Below are 16,701 nucleotides of genomic sequence, written 5' to 3'. Positions count from 1 at the left end.
GCATGAGACAGGAAATGATAAAACTTGGTGCTATTGACAATAGAGACACTTCATCACACTCGGGTAAAATCGGAGATATTAATATTTCACTCCAGTCAGACAGTGATCAAGTAATTCTCATATTGGAAAACTGTGGGGATAACCAAGAACGGATTTTTATTCACTGTCGGAAAGCCAGTAACAGTGGCACGGTTTTAATGGAGTGTGTTCAGCTATTTAGTGGCGAGACGCATACCTTGAAATTGCCTGAAGGATTTATGAAATGGATAGAATTCTATTGTCGCCTTGACGGTAGAAAACAGAGTTCAACTTCTGATTTGGATTTAAAGGAATTACTAAATGAAACAGAAAAAGAAGTGATTACTAAGTCCCCACAGGTTGAAATCAAATCGCCAGTTGCAAAACAAGAAACAGAATACCACCCGAAGATTACTATACCCAAGGAAACAGAACCTGAAAAGGAAACAGACAACACACAAATACAAATTTCAACCGATATTCGGCAAGAAACAGAGACGACTTATCTGGATAAAACGGAACATGAGATTGGATTAGAGGAAGTTACCCAAGATGACAAACTGATCGAATTTGTTGAAAATGAAAATATCACGTTAACTGAAGAAGAACCGATAATTGTAAACCAGATAGAACATACTATACGGGATTGGATAACTGAATTAGAACAATCCTACGCAGCAAATCGGGATCTCGTTCAAACGTTGCGGTATTCAGAGCAAGCCTTCAAAGAAAAATTGAAAACCATTACCGAGTGTGAACAAGAAAACTCAGAAGAATACGACCAATTCATATCGCAATTTATCAAAGATAGACTATTCAACGGTGTAGCAAGGTTTACTGCATCTGACCAACTGCCTGAACAATTAGAGCAGTGCCTACAACTCGTTGGTTATGAAGTCGTCCCGATTGAGATAGGCAAAACGCAAGCGGATGCCCGTGTACATGACATTCAAGGCTCACGGCAAACCAATGGAGAATGTGGAACTGTTGTTGAGGTTATTTTACCAGGTCTTAGGCGTGTAGCAGATGGTGAAATCATACAGAAGCCGGTAGTAATACGCGGAGAATAGAACATGTCCATCAGACTCCTTATCGTTCTGCTTGTCACTGGACTGCTTATCAATGCAGATGCTATTGCAAATGATGCCCTCAGTTTTGTCAGGATTGTAGAGGGTATAGCACAACAACGCCCTCCCAATACTCGCCAGACAATCGGGCGGCGGTATGTGTGGAACTTTAAGGGTAAACCCTACACTGTCCTGATGACAATTGATCTGGAAAAGTATAATTCATACTCCGGCAAAGAACGCTACGATATTCCCAAATTGGTCGAAGAGGGTAGAACAACGATCGGCAATCTGACGCGTGAGTTTCAACGCATCTTCAAGCAAAATCGCAACTGGAAACGGCAGGATCACGTTGATTTCGTCTTAAGTTTTGTCCAATCCTTACCATATACCCTTGATGATGTAACGACAGGTTATGATGAATTTAGACGATATGCCGTTGAAACGTTGATTGAAGGGGGCGGCGACTGCGAAGATACAACGATCTTGGTGGGGGCTATTCTGCGCGGATTAGGAGAAGAGACTGCCCTGATTTTTACGCCTGGACACATTGCGATTGGTGTCAGTGGAGACTTCACAGGATCATCGTTGACCTACAACGGCATAAAGTACTTCTATTGTGAAACGACTGGGACGGGTTGGACTGTTGGCGCACTCCCTGCGTCTGTCGGAAAAACTGTAGAGGCAATTGTCCCGTTAAGCCCTTCTAAAGTGGGACCCGCACCGAAACCTGACAAGGTAACGACACCCACACCAGAGACAGAACCAACACCCGTTATACCGGAGCCTACACTGGAAACACCACCTATCCAACCAAAGCCTGAACCCGTGAAACCGAAACCTGAACCTGAAAAGCCTAAACCTAATAAGAAGGATGCCTCAAAGACAAATAGTGCAGTGGGTATGGTAATTGCAACGCTCTTTATTCTCATTGGTTTGGGAATACCGATTGCGTATGTAGTTTACCGTTTCGTCTTCGCGGACGATGATGACGATTGGCACGATGATAATACACAATATGATGATACACAGGAATCAAAAAGTCCGTTAGATTGGTAGTTATTTGTAAGTTGCGTAGAGCAATAGGGAACCTGCACGCCTTGAGGCATAGGTTTATGATTAATCATCTAAAAAACATTCATAGTTTGCTATACCTACCCATGGCACCGGAATCGGAAGAACCTCCATTCAAAGTTACCCCGATTAATGAACCGTACCTTTATACTGATGCGAACATCTATTTAGATACGTTTGATAATCCGAACCAATCTGTAAAGGTGATGGTATCAAATGTTGGCGGTGGCAAGTTAGATGTAGAACGAATTAGTATTCCTCGTGTATATGGAGAGTGGATAAAGAGGGCACAAGGATCGAAACGGGCTACACTTACACCGACATCGGAACCAGTAGAGCTTGAACTGGAACTTTTACTAAAAGCACTACCGAATCCTTCATCCGTGAATACAGCAGAACTGAACGTCATTTCCAATTCAAAACGAAAAACGTTTAGCAAGATATTATTAGGTGTTCATCCCCCAGACAATCAATCTACACATTTGATACTTCCCGAATATATCAACTTTGGTGAAATAACTGTCTATAAAGTCTCAATTGCTGATAGTCGTGAAGATGCGGTGGCACCGACAGCCGAATTTCTACTTGTCGGAGATTTTATACTTTACCCACCAACCCATCTTGAGATTAGACAAAAAGACGAATCCGCTTTTGATGCAAAGATAATCACATCAAAAGGTGAATTGTCTTATGAATTAGATTTGCAGAAACCAGGGGTCGTAATGCCGCGACAAGAAAAGACTGGGATTACACTAAAATATTTCCAACAAACCATTCCAGTTCCGAATGTTAACCGACACAAGTCATCAACGCAAATTTCAACATCGGATTCGGGTCGGTTAGTTGCACCGACTCAAATCCAAACTAACGGATATGATACGACAGATTTACCTATTTCTGTAAACATTGAAAAACTGAAACCGGGGCGTAATGTTTCGGAACTTGGTGTGGCGGATAAAAAAATATCAGTGTGGGCCTGGTATAAAATTGCCAAAGAAACGGCGTTGGTGTTAGACAAAGAACAGCCGGATATCCACTATGTTGAAGTTTTCGATAAGCAAGAAACACCTTTGCCGATCACTGTCGCATCAACAGAGGAACCGTATCAATCCGTGATGATTTTTGAGGATTTAGATTTTCAATTTCCATTGACAGGTGAGGAGCGGATCGGTTATCTCATGGGTGATTTTAATCAATGGACACCGCGTACACTGTTTTTTGAAAAAAGAGATGACGGCTTCGGTATTACACTGAGCGTTTCTGAAGGAATGTACCTTTATCGTGCCGAAATTGATGGGGAAATGCGGCTTGACCCTGCGCGGTTATACGAGATAGTCTGCTGTCAGCACGGAGTTGCATCCAAAATACAGATCAATAGTATTGAACAAAAGGTAACACTGCAAAACAGGTCTAAACAGAAGATAGGGCTTAAACTTCAATCTCTGACTGACTGGATGCGTATTAAACCTGAGACGCTTGTGCTTCCTGCAAGAAAAAAACGAGAAGTAACTGCAATAATCCAACCCGAATGCCTCTTACCGGGGCTCAATTTGGGATGGATACGGCTGGAATCTGAAAGGAAACCTATAAGGTCGTTTCTTGCTCCTATTTATGCTATCGGGGTGACAAATGGGGCTGTTCCAATTCTCCGAGATGAGGAATTGGTTTTTCCGCAAATTGAACAAGGCAAAGTAGAGCGTATTCCGCTTACGCTGGACATCGTTGGTAAAGGCGAACTGAAGGGGCAAGTGCAGCCGTCTACTGTCTTACGTTTTGTAGAAGGAGATCTGCGTGTTCAAAACGAAACAGCATTTGAACCGATGACAGCTGCACCGCTTGTTCAAGTGTTGAGTGAAAAACCTTCTAATGCCTATCGTAAACAGATCCGTGCGTCCCTGGTTACGGACTGCTATCTCGCGAACCGTCGCGTGTATCGCTTCAATGCTAAATATGATATGGTCCACCTTGTTTCAGACCCACCGGCACTCTATTTTCCCAAAGTGTTTATGTTTGATGATCCACAGTATGCTGGTATTACGATAAAACGTAGTGATGGTAAAGGCAACGTTGTGTGTAGCGTAGAAATACCCGATACGTTAAAACAGACAGGATTATTGAAGGTCGACGATAGTGCTGAAGCAAATATATCTGAACGCTGTGAACTTGTGCTTAATCCGCAGGCTGCCAAAGATATTGGACGCGTTTCTGAGAGTTTACACCTTCAGGACAAAAAATCTGGTATGTCACTTCCAATTCAATTTGCGGTAGATTTTATCGGAGGTCAAGCAAGGATTGATGTTAACACTCAGATACAGCGCACCAATCTACCATCTGGTGGTATACCGTTAGTGGTTACCAATGTCGGTGAAACTGAGTTGCGGATATTTGAGGTGCGTTTTAAAAATCTGCGGTTTTACCTCTCATCACATCTGACTTCGCAGCAGCGCACACTCCGCCCTGGTGAATCTATTGAGAGGCTTATAAAATTGAGGAAAACATTAAGTTTACTGGGGAAAACAACAGTTCGGGATACGCTTATTATTCGACTCAATGATCCACAATTTCCCAAGGGGATCTTTGAAAAGGAAATCCAGGGACGTTTTCTCGGTTTTAGACGTTAGTGTAAAACATTGTGGCTCATATAAAAATTTGATGCAAATTTTGGAAATGGTTTAGACTTTGGTGTCCTGAAGCACCAAATCCGAAACCCAAGCCAACACTAAGTCAAAGAGTCGCCTCGGCACTGTGATTGTTATTCTTTTTCTTCTCATCGGTCTTGGCATTTCTACTGTGTATTTCCTGCACCGAGCTTTCAAAGAACAGCGTGAATACTAACGTGAGTTTGAAACAAGTCCCTTCTCGCTTGAAGCAACAAAGAAGTATTTCCACCGAAACCTCGCGGCGAAAGCCGGTTTGCAAGATGCAAAAGAAGAAAATTGACGCGAAGATTGCCGAGAGATTGTTGGAATAAGGCGTTTGTTGCAACGTCGGTAGTGCTGACTTGAACCGATCACTATATCGTGATGAAAACGACCTATTCCAGCGGGTTTCAGAATTTCTCTTGGCATAGTCCTCCAATTTGTGGTACAATTTTCTTGGGTAGACAACAACGCATTATTTTTTTATGAATACAAAATCAGAACTTCGCGTTGTCTTTTTCCGCACAGACCGAGGGAATGATCCTGTCCGAGACTGGTTGGAAGGTCTTGGAGAAAGGGATGAAATGATAATTGACACTGATATAACAGTTGTAGCGGAAAATTGGTCCTCGGTATTGGGAACGAGCCTCGGAAAAAAACTGCAAGGCGAAGAAGGTCTGTGGGAAATTCGCAGCCGCATCAGCGGCGGAAAGCGTATCGCGCGAGTTTTGTTTACTGTTGAAGCCGGTGAAATAATTCTCTTGCACGGTTTTGTCAAAAAGTCTCAACGCACACCGCGAAAAGATTTACGTATAGCACGAAGACGAAATAGACTATGGAAAGGGAGGGCTGACTAAATGAATAAGTATCGCGGTAGTAATTTTGAGGATTATCTTAAAGAGAAGGGGATATCTGAGGAAGTTTCGGCACGTGCGAAAAAGCAGTGGAAGACTTTACGCGCTGAGGTATCGGTTGTGCCAGAAGATACTAATAAGTCCCCAGGCGATCCACCTCAACAGCGTAATGGTTTTTTTCATCGACTCCGCCGTGGTGTTAATCACTTGTTTTCACAATTAGGGCTACATCGGGAATAAAATAATGGAAATTGCTATAGCTTATCTCACTTAAATAGTTGGAAATAGCGGCGGACTGGTAGACACTACCAGTCCGTTTTTTGAGTCAAGGCGCACAGACAGCAGTCGATTTCAGGTCAAAAATTTGACTTTTCGCAGTGTTTATGGTATACTTTAACGTGGCAATTGTCTGAAGTACACAAGCAGAACGAAAATGAAAATCGCTAAAAATCTGACAGACCTCATCGGGAATACGCCGACGATTCGCCTGAATGCCTTGCCCGGTAAGGACGATGCGACGATCTTCGCAAAATTGGAGGCTTACAATCCGGGCGGCAGTATCAAGGATCGGATTAGTTATGCGATGGTCGTTGATGCTGAAGAACGCGGCATCCTCAGAAAAGGGGATACCATCGTTGAACCTACCGCTGGTAATACGGGTTTGGGGCTTTCTATTGTCGGGATCGCGAGAGGCTATCCTGTCACTTTGACGATGCCAGAAAATGTGAGCCGCGAAAAATATGAACTCCTCTCTGCCTTCGGTGCAAAAATTGTGCTGACCCCGGAGCACGGCGGTATGGCAAGTGCGATCTGGGAGGCGGAGAGAATCGTCCGACAGAACCCGCGGCACTATATGCCGAACCAGTTCACAAACCCCGCAAACCCCGAAATTCATCGCCGTACGACAGCAGTCGAAATTCTCAAGGCAATCGGTACTGACATCGATTTTTGCGTTATAGGGGTCGGCACAGGCGGCACACTGACAGGGGTTGGAGAAGTCCTGAAGACAGCGTGCCCGAATGTGAAAGTGGTTGCTGTGGAGCCGCGTGTTTCGGCAGTGCTTTCCGGTGGGAAACCGGGGCCTACCCGGATTGATGGACTCGGCGCAGGGATGATTCCTGAAGTGCTCAATGTAGATGTCATTGACGAAGTCATCACAGTCTCCGAAAAAGAGGCTTACGAAATGATGAAGTCAATTTCAACAGCCGAGGGATTGTTGGTCGGGATGTCGTCCGGTGCAAATGTCTATGCCGCGTTACAGGTCGCAAAGGCGCAGGGACCCGATAAAACAGTTGTTACCATTCTCCCCGACACCGGGGAACGCTATTTCAGTTTAAGTCGTTATTTTGAAATCGAATCAGACATCATGGATACGCTTCCGTAGGTTTTTAACTAAGGGAACAGCATCAAAAAATTGAACTATCCAGTAGATCAGGCTCTCTGCCAAGAAGTTCTGTTGACGGAGAGTCCCCAAGAAATTCTTTTCTCTCTCTTTAAACGGTTCAAAGCGCGCGCCGCAATTGTCACAAGTGGACAACTTTCGGGGATGGTGATGATTCACATGGCTGCTGAAAACGGGTTGCCGTTCCGTGTCTGCACGCTCGACACCCTGCGTCTCTTCCCAGAAACTTATGACTTCTTCGAGAAGGTAGAATCGCGTTATGGTATCCAAATCGAACAGGTTCAACCCGACCCACAAGAAGTTCAAGAGATGGTCGCACAACACGGCGAATACCTGTTTTTTGACAGTAAGTCGAAACAAGAACACTGTTGTAACATCCGGAAGGTCCGCCCGATGCAACGACTGTTGGAAACTTTAGATGTCTGGATAACCGGTATACGGCACGATCAGTCCGATGCAAGAAAACAACACCGAAAGGCAGAAATCATATCATCCACGACACATCCAGTGCTGAAGGTGAGTCCACTGATTCAGTGGAGTGCCGATGACGTATGGCAGTTTGTCCGTGAAAACGAAATCCCTGTGAATCCGTTGCTTGAAGCAGACAACCAAGGTCACTATTATGAATCAATCGGATGTGTCATCTGCACGACACCCATAAAACCAGGAGAACCGAATCGCGCGGGACGGTGGCGCTGGCAAAACGCGACCCCTGCATTAGAAAACGCTGACGCAGATGAAAACGCGAAAGAGTGTGGATTACACTATTCGATTTAATGGTTATCGGTTATAAGTTATAAGTTATAAGTTAAGAGGATCCTTGGAACAGTTTCGTTCCCTGTGAAAGTTTCCACAGAAAACCTCTTTAACTGTTAACCAAAAGGGTTTTCGCAGAAAAACCGAACTGATAACTTATAACTATATTATAGTTTGGACAATTTCTATCAGGAGCATGACCTGTTTTTACAGCGTTTCTAATTTTTCTGAAAGTTCCTTACATAAACCTAACTCGAAGAAAAATAAACTTAGATGTACCAACGAGCAGCCCCAGCGGGACGATATGTCTATAGAAACGACCTACCCCCAGGATATAAGCCCCAGCGGGGCGATATGTGTATTCCACTAAAAAATTGTCCAAACTTTAGTAGGTATTAATATATGGAGTAAAAAATGAATAAATCGGAAGGGTTCTGGGATAAAGCTTCAAAAAACTATGACAAGACAGAGGAGCGTTTTGAATATATTCATAAAAAGAGTAGAGAGAATACTAAAGAATATCTCAATATTAGCGATATTGTTTTGGATTATGGATGTGGGACAGGCACAACAGCCTGTGAACTTGCCAATCAGGTGAAAGAGATTCATGCTCTTGATACATCATCCAAAATGATTGAACTTGCCAAAAAGAAAGCAGCTATGAGTGCAGTTGAGAATGTAAATTTCGTGCAAACGGATATATTTGATAAAAGATATAAAAAAGAATCGTTTGATGTGATTCTGGCTTTCAATATGTTACATACTATAGGAGATGTGCATAAGATTATGCAGAGAATATATGAATTGCTAAAGCCTAAAGGATTATTTATTTCTGTAACACCTTGCCTACAGGAGGAGATGTCATTTTTAGTTAGTGTGCAGATTCAACTTGTTCGGCTATTGACTAAAACTGGAATAATTCCAATTCCTATAAGAAGACTTAGAAGCCCCGAATTAGACGATTTAATGGCAAAAGGGAATTTTCAAACTATAGAAACTGAAAAGATATATAAAGGAGCATCTAGTTATTTTATTGTAACAAAAAAGATACACAAAACATAACTAATCACTCCAGCGGACGGTAAACCGCGCAAAAATACTGATTTCAGAAGCTGTAAAATTAGTTCCAGTATCAAAGTCCACCTTGTATCGGCACGTTCAAGAAAACAAGTTCTCATGGGACAAAGACGAACGAGGGCGTAAGGTGGTAGACCCCGCTGAGTTAGAGCGATTTTACGGGCATCTAAGAAACTCCGATAATCTCAGTGATAATTCTCAGGGAGACTCGCCGAGACAAAATGATAGTCTTGAGACAATAGCGATTTTACAGGTAGAGAACGCCAATTTGAAGGAACAAATTGGGGACTTGCGTAAGGACAAGCAAGACCTAAAAGAAGAAAGGGATAAATTACTTGTTGTTCTCAAGAACCAGACCCTGATGTTAGAAGATAAGCGCGGAGAAGTTCCCCCGCCCGAAAAATCCGCTGAATTATCGAATCCAAAATCAGCAAACGCTAGTGCGAAAATGATAAATTTCTATTTTGTAGCCTACAGCATCATCACTGTTGCGTTTTTGCTGTTTCAATTTATTTTTTAGTATAACTATAAAAAAGGAGAAAATTTATTCCATGGCTGTAATAGTCCGTATTCCAACCCCGCTGAGACGCTTAACGCAAAACATGGCGGAAGTTGAGACAGAAGGTGCCAATATTGAAGGCATTATTGAAAATCTTGAAACAAACTATCCAGGGATGAAAGAACGTCTCTGTGATGAAGGCGGAAATATCCGTCGGTTTGTAAATATTTATCTTAATGATGAAGACATCCGCTTCCTTGACGGAAAAGAGACCGTTGTTGCAGACGGTGCCGAAATCTCGATTATTCCGGCAATTGCTGGCGGAAGCGATCTGTCTTAATGGCTGTCGGCTGTCAGAGGAATAGTTGTCAGTTTGCTTCGCAGTGAGAATACGATTTTCTCTCACTGCGAGGCATGAAAAATCTTTCAGTTTTAACCATCAACTCGTGCCTTAACATTTATAACGGAGTCGAGTTGATGGTTAAAGAAAGAGACCTTTGGACTATCAAAAGCCTCTTGTAACTGAAAACTGATAACTGGTAACTAACAAAAACTGATGCTTGTAAAACCAGAAACTCTCAGCCAAATTTGTGACCACGCCAAATCGGAGTTTCCCGATGAATGCTGCGGTGCCATTTTGAGTGATGGAACGCAGGAATTTGTCTGGAAATGTCGAAATATACAAAACGAATTGCATCAGGAAGATCCTGACAGATATCCGCGTGATGCGCGTACGGCGTACGTAATACATCCTGATGACTTATTCAAGGTTACCAAAGCATCTGAAACACAGCAGATTAAGGCGTTCTACCATTCACACCCGAATCACGAAGCGTATTTTTCGGAGAAAGACAAAGCAGATGCGACGATGTGGGATGAACCCACCTATCCGGGTACCACTTATCTGGTGATCTCCGTTTACGGCACTGAGATACGCGCCGTGAAGGCTTTCGTGTGGGACGCAACGGCGCGAGATTTTATTGAGGTTGAGGGACCGCTTGGGGAAACTTAACACCATCGGTTGATTTTCTCCAATCTTCAAATGATGCCATTAAAAAGCACAGTGAGTTTGTGCTTGTATTGAGGCAAGAACCATGCATCGCTGGCGAGTCTACCTTCAGCAATTTATGCCGGACATGCGCGTTGTCAAAACCCCTGCCCTCAAGCCCTGCATTGGGCTCCTCACTTTTTCCGCCGCTTCCCTCGCAATCGCCTTAGGGATAACCCTCCAAAAATATATCACTTTTGAATACCACTCAAACGCCAGTGTCGTCGGTTGGCTCAGTGTTAACGCGTACCCGAAACAACAGGAATACTTTTTCTATCTGCTGGCACTGCTCGGTATCCCCATAGCAATATGCCTGTATTGGTTCGGGTGGTGGGTCTATTCGCGTTGGTGTGCCAAATTAACTGCACAACCGATTGCGCGCGTGCTTAAAGCGAACGCATTGGCATCAATACCGTTATGGCTCTGTTGGTTACAAGTCTATTACATCGGGCAACGCACGCTAATAGGTTTACTCTTGCCGGTCAGTTTATCTATTCTGCTCAAATTGGTGCTACTGTATAAGCGGTACTTCCCTACGTTGTGGAATTCAGATGTTTCCGATGATACAAATCTCGCCAGCGAAAAGGAAGGCGTTTCTGCTTCTGCAAGCTATAGAACCACAAAGATTTGGCGTGGCGGACTTGAATACATTATCCTTCCAATTTTTATCTATCTGCTTACCTACTCCGGGAGTATCCACGGCAACATAGATCTATTCCACGAAGGTGAGCGGCTCGCGCCTCTCAATGAAATGCTACGCGGCGGCGTGCCGTTCCGGGATATCTATATCCAGCACGGACTTTTCCAAAACGCTTATTTAGCATGGGTTGGCGGCCAACTCTTTGAACCGACCTTATTCGGTGTGCGTTTAATGGAAGATCTGTTGGGTCCACTCGGCTATGTTGCGCTCTACGTGCTCGGTTTACAAGTGTTCCGAAGCAGATTTTTGGCTGCCTTCATTTGTGTACTTATCGCTTCTGGAACCGGATTCTGGGTATCCCCACGGCATAGTCTCGGCTTAATTAGTTTCGCCTTCGTAGCGAATTCCCTTACGCACTTCCGAGGGACTCACACGAACAAGGTCCCTACGTTTGTATGGAAATTGCTCCTTGCAGGACTTTCCACAAGTTTGGCATTCTGGTATAGCACTGAAATTGGGCTTTACACGCTGGGTGCTATCGGATTGTTTCTGGTTATATATGTGTTACAAGGCGGTTTTAGAACAGAGCGTGGAAGCGGGCAAAGCCAATCGGAAAGAAATAGGAGAGAATATCTGATACCCTTAATCAGTTATGGTTGTGGGGTGTTACTTGGTTTTCTCTCGGTAGGCATCTATTTTTTCTCCCACGGTGCTTTGGACGATGTAATTTGGAATTCTTATATCCAGTGTCGCTATCAACTTGCAACGTGGGGACTCGCTTTCCCGTCCCTATCAAAAACACTTACGCTATTGTCGTCGGAAGGTTGGCACGCCTTTATCTTCAGTGAAGGGTTTCCATGGTATCTACCGATCTGCATCTTTTTGATGATCGCGGCTTACCTGACATACCGAGGGCTATCTGGTACGCATTCAGCCAACACGATGAAACTCCTTCTCTTACTCCTCGGCGGTATTGCCTTTTTTCGGACAGCGTTGGGGCGTTCAGACGGTGGACACCTGATTTATGGTGCCACTTTCTTATGGCTGCTCTGTTTAATTCCGTTAGAAGGTGGTATTATCGGAATGTGCCGTGTTGGCTTATCGTCTCTAAGAGGTGAAAGACCTTGGCATACCGCGTTGAAGGCAGCATGGGTACTCATTCCGACAGTTATATTCTGTTGGTATGTTGGTGAGGCGCATCATCCGTTGGCGGGTTTCAATGAGAAATGGCAACGGTTGCGTCAGAATCCGTTCAAGCAAAACACTGTATCGCAGGCGTTAGTGCGTGCTGGTGCAGTAGATATCCCGGACGATCAGGTTGAACAGATTCAAAAGGTCGTCGCTTATATTAAGGAAAACACGGCAGAGAACGAAAAGATTTTCGACTTTACGAGTCAGGGTGCCTACTATTTCTTTGCGAATCGACCCGGCGTCTCCCGATTCCATCAGGTCTCGTACGCATCAACACCTGCAATGCAGCAAGAAGTTATTGAGGCTCTTGAACGAGACGAAACGCGTTTGGTGATCTTTAAAACTGGAGGTTGGTTTGATGCTGTTGACGGTATTCCTGTTGAGGAGCGACATCCCTTGATTGCAGCATATCTACAAGAAAACTACGAACTCGCGATAGACATCAATGACACAGAGATATTGATGCGGAAATAACTATTTTTGCTGCTCAATGAAGATCCGGTAGATGTCCTCAAAAAGTCTGACATCAGTAAGCGTATCTTCGGCTGAAGAACGGAAGGGTTCATCGTTACGGACATTCGCGATGAAGTATTCTGCCTCCCTGTGATATGCCCATGTCCAACTCGGTCTCGGTATCGGACGTGTAATTTCCTGTTCTTCGCCAGCGCGATAGATTTCAACCTCTGCGGGTGTATTCTTTAAAAGCAACGGCGGTGCCCACGTGTGAATCCATCCATTCTGAAAATAGATTTGACTATGCTCATCCCAACGATAGTGCGAAACGTGTCCTGTTTCCAATGTTACACGGATGCCATCCATATCGAAGATGACAACACCGGAATATCCGTTCGCATCTAAATCAACGACTTTGACAGTAACTTTGTCACCTGCATCAAGGAACCAACGCATCAGATTGATATTGTGTGTATACTGCTGGAGGTATCCCAAATAGGAACCACGATACTGCTCTGGTATCCATTCTGGGGTTTTGACGGGCGCGCTCGGTTTGGGTTCGTCGGTTCCGTCCATGTGGGTATCAAGATTGCAGACCCAATCCCCACCGAAGCCGTGATTTCTGGCATAAGTCAGACGTCCGAGTTCGTCGGTCTCTCGGAATTGTGCTATTTTCGCCTTGACGATCTCATTTCCAGCATCGTAGCGTTTCATGTAGCCGACCATCAACTTTTTACCAGACTTCTGCGATGCCGCCACGATAGCCTCAGCCTGTTCGGTGGAGACAGCCATCGGTTTCTCCATGAAGACGTGTTTACCAGCCAAGAGTAAGTCTTTTGCGATTTCGCCTTGTAATGCGAAGTCAGCGGAGACTGCCACCGCTTCAATATCGGCGTTTTGTGCGAGTTCACCGTGATCGCTATAAAGTTGCGGGATACCGAAACGATTTTGGACTGTTTTTCCGAGTTCGGAACGTACTTCCGCAAGGCCGATGAGTTCACATTCCGGGATGCTCACAAAATTCGGGATATGGACCTTCTGAGCCATGAATCCACAGCCGATATAACCGAGTCGAATTTTTTCCATATTTTTCTATTTCCTTTAGCCACTAAGACAACTGGCGTGATTCGATTTGTTCAACCGCCGATTTGGCACCTTCGCGAACGAGTGCAGACGCATCGTCTCGGGCGAGCTGCTTGAGTTTGCCGAGGCTGAGACTGGCTTCCAGTTTACCGAGAGCGACAGCGACGAAGTAACGCACATCGGCATCTTCGTCATCTAACGCTTCGAGTAGCGCGTTTGAATCCATCTTCGTGGCGAGATGCCGATCGGCATCACCCATATTAATCAACGCTTGTGCGGCGATCCGCCGCGAATGGACATCTCCGTGCCGAAGGGAGGTGAGGAGTTCATCATTGCCTTTCGGAATAACGCTGAGGTTATCCCAGTCACAATCCAAGCAGAACCATGAATTTCCATCCAACCGTCGGAGATTTGTATTTTCGCACGAGGGGCATTCCTCAAATTCCTGTTGTTGACGCATGATTTTGTCCATTGTCCTTGGTTACGGCACACAGAGTGTGCCTCCTGCTTTAGGCTACGGTACATGAAGCGTGTCTACTACTTTAAGTCGCGACTTCGTCAATTGCTGGATTTCCTTCCATTTCCGGTAGATCGCGCCAAATTTCAGGACCCTCTGGCTTGAAATTAATCGTCGCGATGAACTGCATGCCGTGATAGAAGTTGATTTTGAATTTACCGCCTCCGAAATTTTGTCTGAGATACTTCAAGGGGGTTTCAATCAACGGACCCATTTCGTCTGCATGATAGAACGCAAGTGCTTTAAATCGCACTGTATTGCCCACCGGTTCCTGCACGAGGAGCTGCGCTGAAGTGGCAGGAAAGAGTACTTGAAAGGCTTCCCAAAGATCAGCAACGGTAGGATTCGGGTTGCCGATCCGCTTTTTGAAGTCATTCTCAAGATATTCCGAGAAGGTGTTGAAAACCCAGTCCATAGCGAATAGTTACCAGTTGTCAGTACGGTTTTTCTCCGAAAAACCTTTCAGTTGTCAGTTACTTCGCTTATAAATGAAAACATTGGTAAATATACTATATGTCCTCTTAACTGATAACTGACAACTATTATATCGGTGCCTTTAAGAAGTCCTTCCAATCAAAATTAGGCAGAGGGAACTCCTCTGTGGCTTTACATTGTCAAAATGTAGCGGCTTTCTCGAAAAACTCAATATCTACACGTTCGATCCCCGCCTCCCGCGCATTTTCAGCGACACGCTGGACGACCATCTCGCGGACAAACGGGATCGGTATCCGTTTAACCCGATGCTCAACTTCCTCCGTACATGGCACTGTGGTGTTGTCAAGGTAGGGACCGTCCTGAAGTACGGCTGCATCGGGATGGTCACATGTTTCCGGTACGAGTTGCTGTAACCGCATTGAGACGTAATTGGTCACCCACTGCTTGAACGCTTCCGTCTGCTCGATATCTGCCGCATTAACAGCGGAAGGCTGATCTAATTTCTCGTTGATGCTAACGAGCAGGTTTTCGACGCGTGTCAGGCGTTCTTCTACATCTGTAAGCCGTTCGTTTGCATTATTTTGTTCGTTCATTCTTTCTCCTTTTTTAACTTTCCTTACGGTTCGGTGAAGAAGGTTTTACAGAAATATCCCTTTCCGTATATCCAGACGACGCGTTGTCTCGACTTACATGCCGTAATTTTTTTTTAGGAGTATCCATTATGACCCCATATAATCCGACATCGCGCTTTCCTTGAGAAGAATTATGAGAAAATTTCCAATACACGGGCTTTATAACTATTATCACTCAATTTTTCTGTGACGACAACCTTCAGAACAACACCCGCTGGAAATGAATATAGAACGCGTGTATACCCCGAACTTTTATCAAATTTGCGATACTTTGTTATAGATACATCAGCCGGAAAGGCAACTCTAAAAATCGTTGTGTACTGAATACCATCACAGGTGACATTATCGCGGAAGGGTATAGAATCAGATCTTTCTACTGTTACTGTTTCTAACAGCGTAATCGTAACAACATCTCCAACTTCCTTCGAGCATAACTCTTCAGTAGGTTCGCCGCACCCACTAAAAGCGGCAAAAACAACGATTAAGAGAAACAGATTTTTTATCATGATTGTCATCACTCAAAGACTAACGGTCTCCGACAGCCATTTCCTAAATTGCCCAGTACTTCCAAAGGTTTTCTGGAATTTCGTATTTAATCTCCTCCCGCTTTTGATGTGAGTAGCGCGCAAAGATACCAAAACGTGGAACGTCTCTTATATTCGCCGATCCGGTATGGCACAAAAACGCGTGCCACAGTACAACGTCGCCCGCGGCACCCGTAAATTCGCGAGGGCCTTCCGGCGATAAATCCGAAAGCACATGCCACCCCCAATCCTCGATATCGTAGAAGCTGCCATCAATTTGCTCAGGATATTGAAGGAAGTATTTATGCGTTGAGTGGTGGCTTCCGGGCCAAAAGACGAACGCACCACCACCGGGTTCGACATCATAGAGGTAGGTTGTCGCGCCGAGCATAAAAGGGCTCCAACCACCGGGACCGTAGGCGTCGATGTGTCCACTACCCGGTATTGCCCATTCTTCTTCAGGATTGGGCCATTTGACAAGTGGTGAACCGCCACCACCGGTAAATTGACCTTCACCCAGCTGCTCGGTAATCTCTTGCATCGCGGGCAGTTGCCCGAACAGTGGTGAAAAACTGAAGTTTTGGACGACATAGTCGTTGGGCCAGGTCTTCGGCGTTTCAAGACTGGAATCGAAATGTTTCCAGATCTGTCCCCGCCATCCATCAATTATCTCCGAATCAATAAAATTTTCAAGGATAAGGTATCCATGTTCTTGAAAAAATGCGATCTGTTCTGATGTAAGCATCTGGGTTTCCTCTATCATTAAAGGGCTAATAGTTGAGAACTGACAAC

The 16,701-nt window shown here is 44.7% G+C and carries 18 protein-coding genes; 12 read left to right on the top strand and 6 right to left on the bottom strand.

The window, feature by feature from the left end:
* The first annotated feature begins 2 nt into the window (after positions 1-2).
* From OXH00_18460 to OXH00_18405, 12 genes are all read left to right on the top strand, one after another.
* Positions 3-1,088, top strand: coding sequence for a hypothetical protein (locus OXH00_18460; protein MCY3743003.1), 1,086 nt, complete (start codon positions 3-5; stop codon positions 1,086-1,088).
* A gap of 3 nt (positions 1,089-1,091) precedes the next feature.
* A complete protein-coding gene (locus OXH00_18455; GenBank protein ID MCY3743002.1) occupies positions 1,092-2,144 on the top strand; it encodes a hypothetical protein in 1,053 nt (350 codons plus the stop codon).
* A 56-nt stretch (positions 2,145-2,200) separates the two neighbouring features.
* Entirely contained in the window at positions 2,201-4,780 is a 2,580-nt protein-coding gene (locus OXH00_18450) for a hypothetical protein (protein ID MCY3743001.1), read from the top strand.
* A gap of 503 nt (positions 4,781-5,283) precedes the next feature.
* Entirely contained in the window at positions 5,284-5,655 is a 372-nt protein-coding gene (locus OXH00_18445; protein MCY3743000.1) for a type II toxin-antitoxin system RelE/ParE family toxin, read from the top strand.
* Complete coding sequence (locus OXH00_18440; protein MCY3742999.1) at positions 5,656-5,892, top strand: hypothetical protein; 237 nt, start codon at positions 5,656-5,658, stop codon at positions 5,890-5,892.
* Between the two features lie 193 nt (positions 5,893-6,085).
* On the top strand, positions 6,086-7,036 hold the full coding sequence (gene cysK / locus OXH00_18435; protein MCY3742998.1) for a cysteine synthase A: 951 nt from the start codon (positions 6,086-6,088) through the stop codon (positions 7,034-7,036).
* Between the two features lie 30 nt (positions 7,037-7,066).
* Entirely contained in the window at positions 7,067-7,831 is a 765-nt protein-coding gene (locus OXH00_18430; GenBank protein MCY3742997.1) for a phosphoadenylyl-sulfate reductase, read from the top strand.
* A gap of 393 nt (positions 7,832-8,224) precedes the next feature.
* Positions 8,225-8,872 carry a class I SAM-dependent methyltransferase gene (locus OXH00_18425; protein ID MCY3742996.1) on the top strand — a complete coding sequence of 216 codons (648 nt, stop codon included), beginning with the start codon at positions 8,225-8,227 and terminating at the stop codon, positions 8,870-8,872.
* Positions 8,873-9,014: 142 nt separating this feature from the next.
* Positions 9,015-9,407 carry a hypothetical protein gene (locus OXH00_18420; protein ID MCY3742995.1) on the top strand — a complete coding sequence of 131 codons (393 nt, stop codon included), beginning with the start codon at positions 9,015-9,017 and terminating at the stop codon, positions 9,405-9,407.
* 31 nt (positions 9,408-9,438) lie between these two features.
* On the top strand, positions 9,439-9,726 hold the full coding sequence (locus OXH00_18415; GenBank protein MCY3742994.1) for a MoaD/ThiS family protein: 288 nt from the start codon (positions 9,439-9,441) through the stop codon (positions 9,724-9,726).
* Positions 9,727-9,942: 216 nt separating this feature from the next.
* A complete protein-coding gene (locus OXH00_18410; GenBank protein MCY3742993.1) occupies positions 9,943-10,398 on the top strand; it encodes a M67 family metallopeptidase in 456 nt (151 codons plus the stop codon).
* A gap of 82 nt (positions 10,399-10,480) precedes the next feature.
* Positions 10,481-12,739 carry a hypothetical protein gene (locus tag OXH00_18405; protein ID MCY3742992.1) on the top strand — a complete coding sequence of 753 codons (2,259 nt, stop codon included), beginning with the start codon at positions 10,481-10,483 and terminating at the stop codon, positions 12,737-12,739.
* On the opposite strand, the gene OXH00_18400 is transcribed toward OXH00_18405, so the two are convergent.
* The 6 genes from OXH00_18400 to OXH00_18375 all read right to left on the bottom strand — a co-directional run bounded on the left by OXH00_18400 (position 12,740) and on the right by OXH00_18375 (position 16,654).
* Complete coding sequence (locus OXH00_18400) at positions 12,740-13,804, bottom strand: Gfo/Idh/MocA family oxidoreductase (protein ID MCY3742991.1); 1,065 nt, start codon at positions 13,802-13,804, stop codon at positions 12,740-12,742.
* A gap of 22 nt (positions 13,805-13,826) precedes the next feature.
* Positions 13,827-14,261, bottom strand: coding sequence for a HEAT repeat domain-containing protein (locus tag OXH00_18395; protein ID MCY3742990.1), 435 nt, complete (start codon positions 14,259-14,261; stop codon positions 13,827-13,829).
* An 82-nt stretch (positions 14,262-14,343) separates the two neighbouring features.
* Positions 14,344-14,733 carry a hypothetical protein gene (locus tag OXH00_18390; GenBank protein ID MCY3742989.1) on the bottom strand — a complete coding sequence of 130 codons (390 nt, stop codon included), beginning with the start codon at positions 14,731-14,733 and terminating at the stop codon, positions 14,344-14,346.
* Between the two features lie 199 nt (positions 14,734-14,932).
* Entirely contained in the window at positions 14,933-15,346 is a 414-nt protein-coding gene (locus OXH00_18385; protein MCY3742988.1) for a PCP reductase family protein, read from the bottom strand.
* Positions 15,347-15,516: 170 nt separating this feature from the next.
* Positions 15,517-15,903: a hypothetical protein gene (locus OXH00_18380; GenBank protein MCY3742987.1), complete on the bottom strand. Its 387-nt coding sequence runs from the start codon at positions 15,901-15,903 to the stop codon at positions 15,517-15,519.
* Positions 15,904-15,934: 31 nt separating this feature from the next.
* A complete protein-coding gene (locus tag OXH00_18375; GenBank protein ID MCY3742986.1) occupies positions 15,935-16,654 on the bottom strand; it encodes a phytanoyl-CoA dioxygenase family protein in 720 nt (239 codons plus the stop codon).
* Positions 16,655-16,701: the final 47 nt, after the last annotated feature.

Source organism: Candidatus Poribacteria bacterium (assembly GCA_026706025.1).
Classification (GTDB): Bacteria; Poribacteria; WGA-4E; order WGA-4E; family WGA-3G; genus WGA-3G.
The sequence above is the reverse complement of the archived record's forward strand: the minus strand, read 5'-3'. Positions and strand labels throughout refer to the sequence as shown.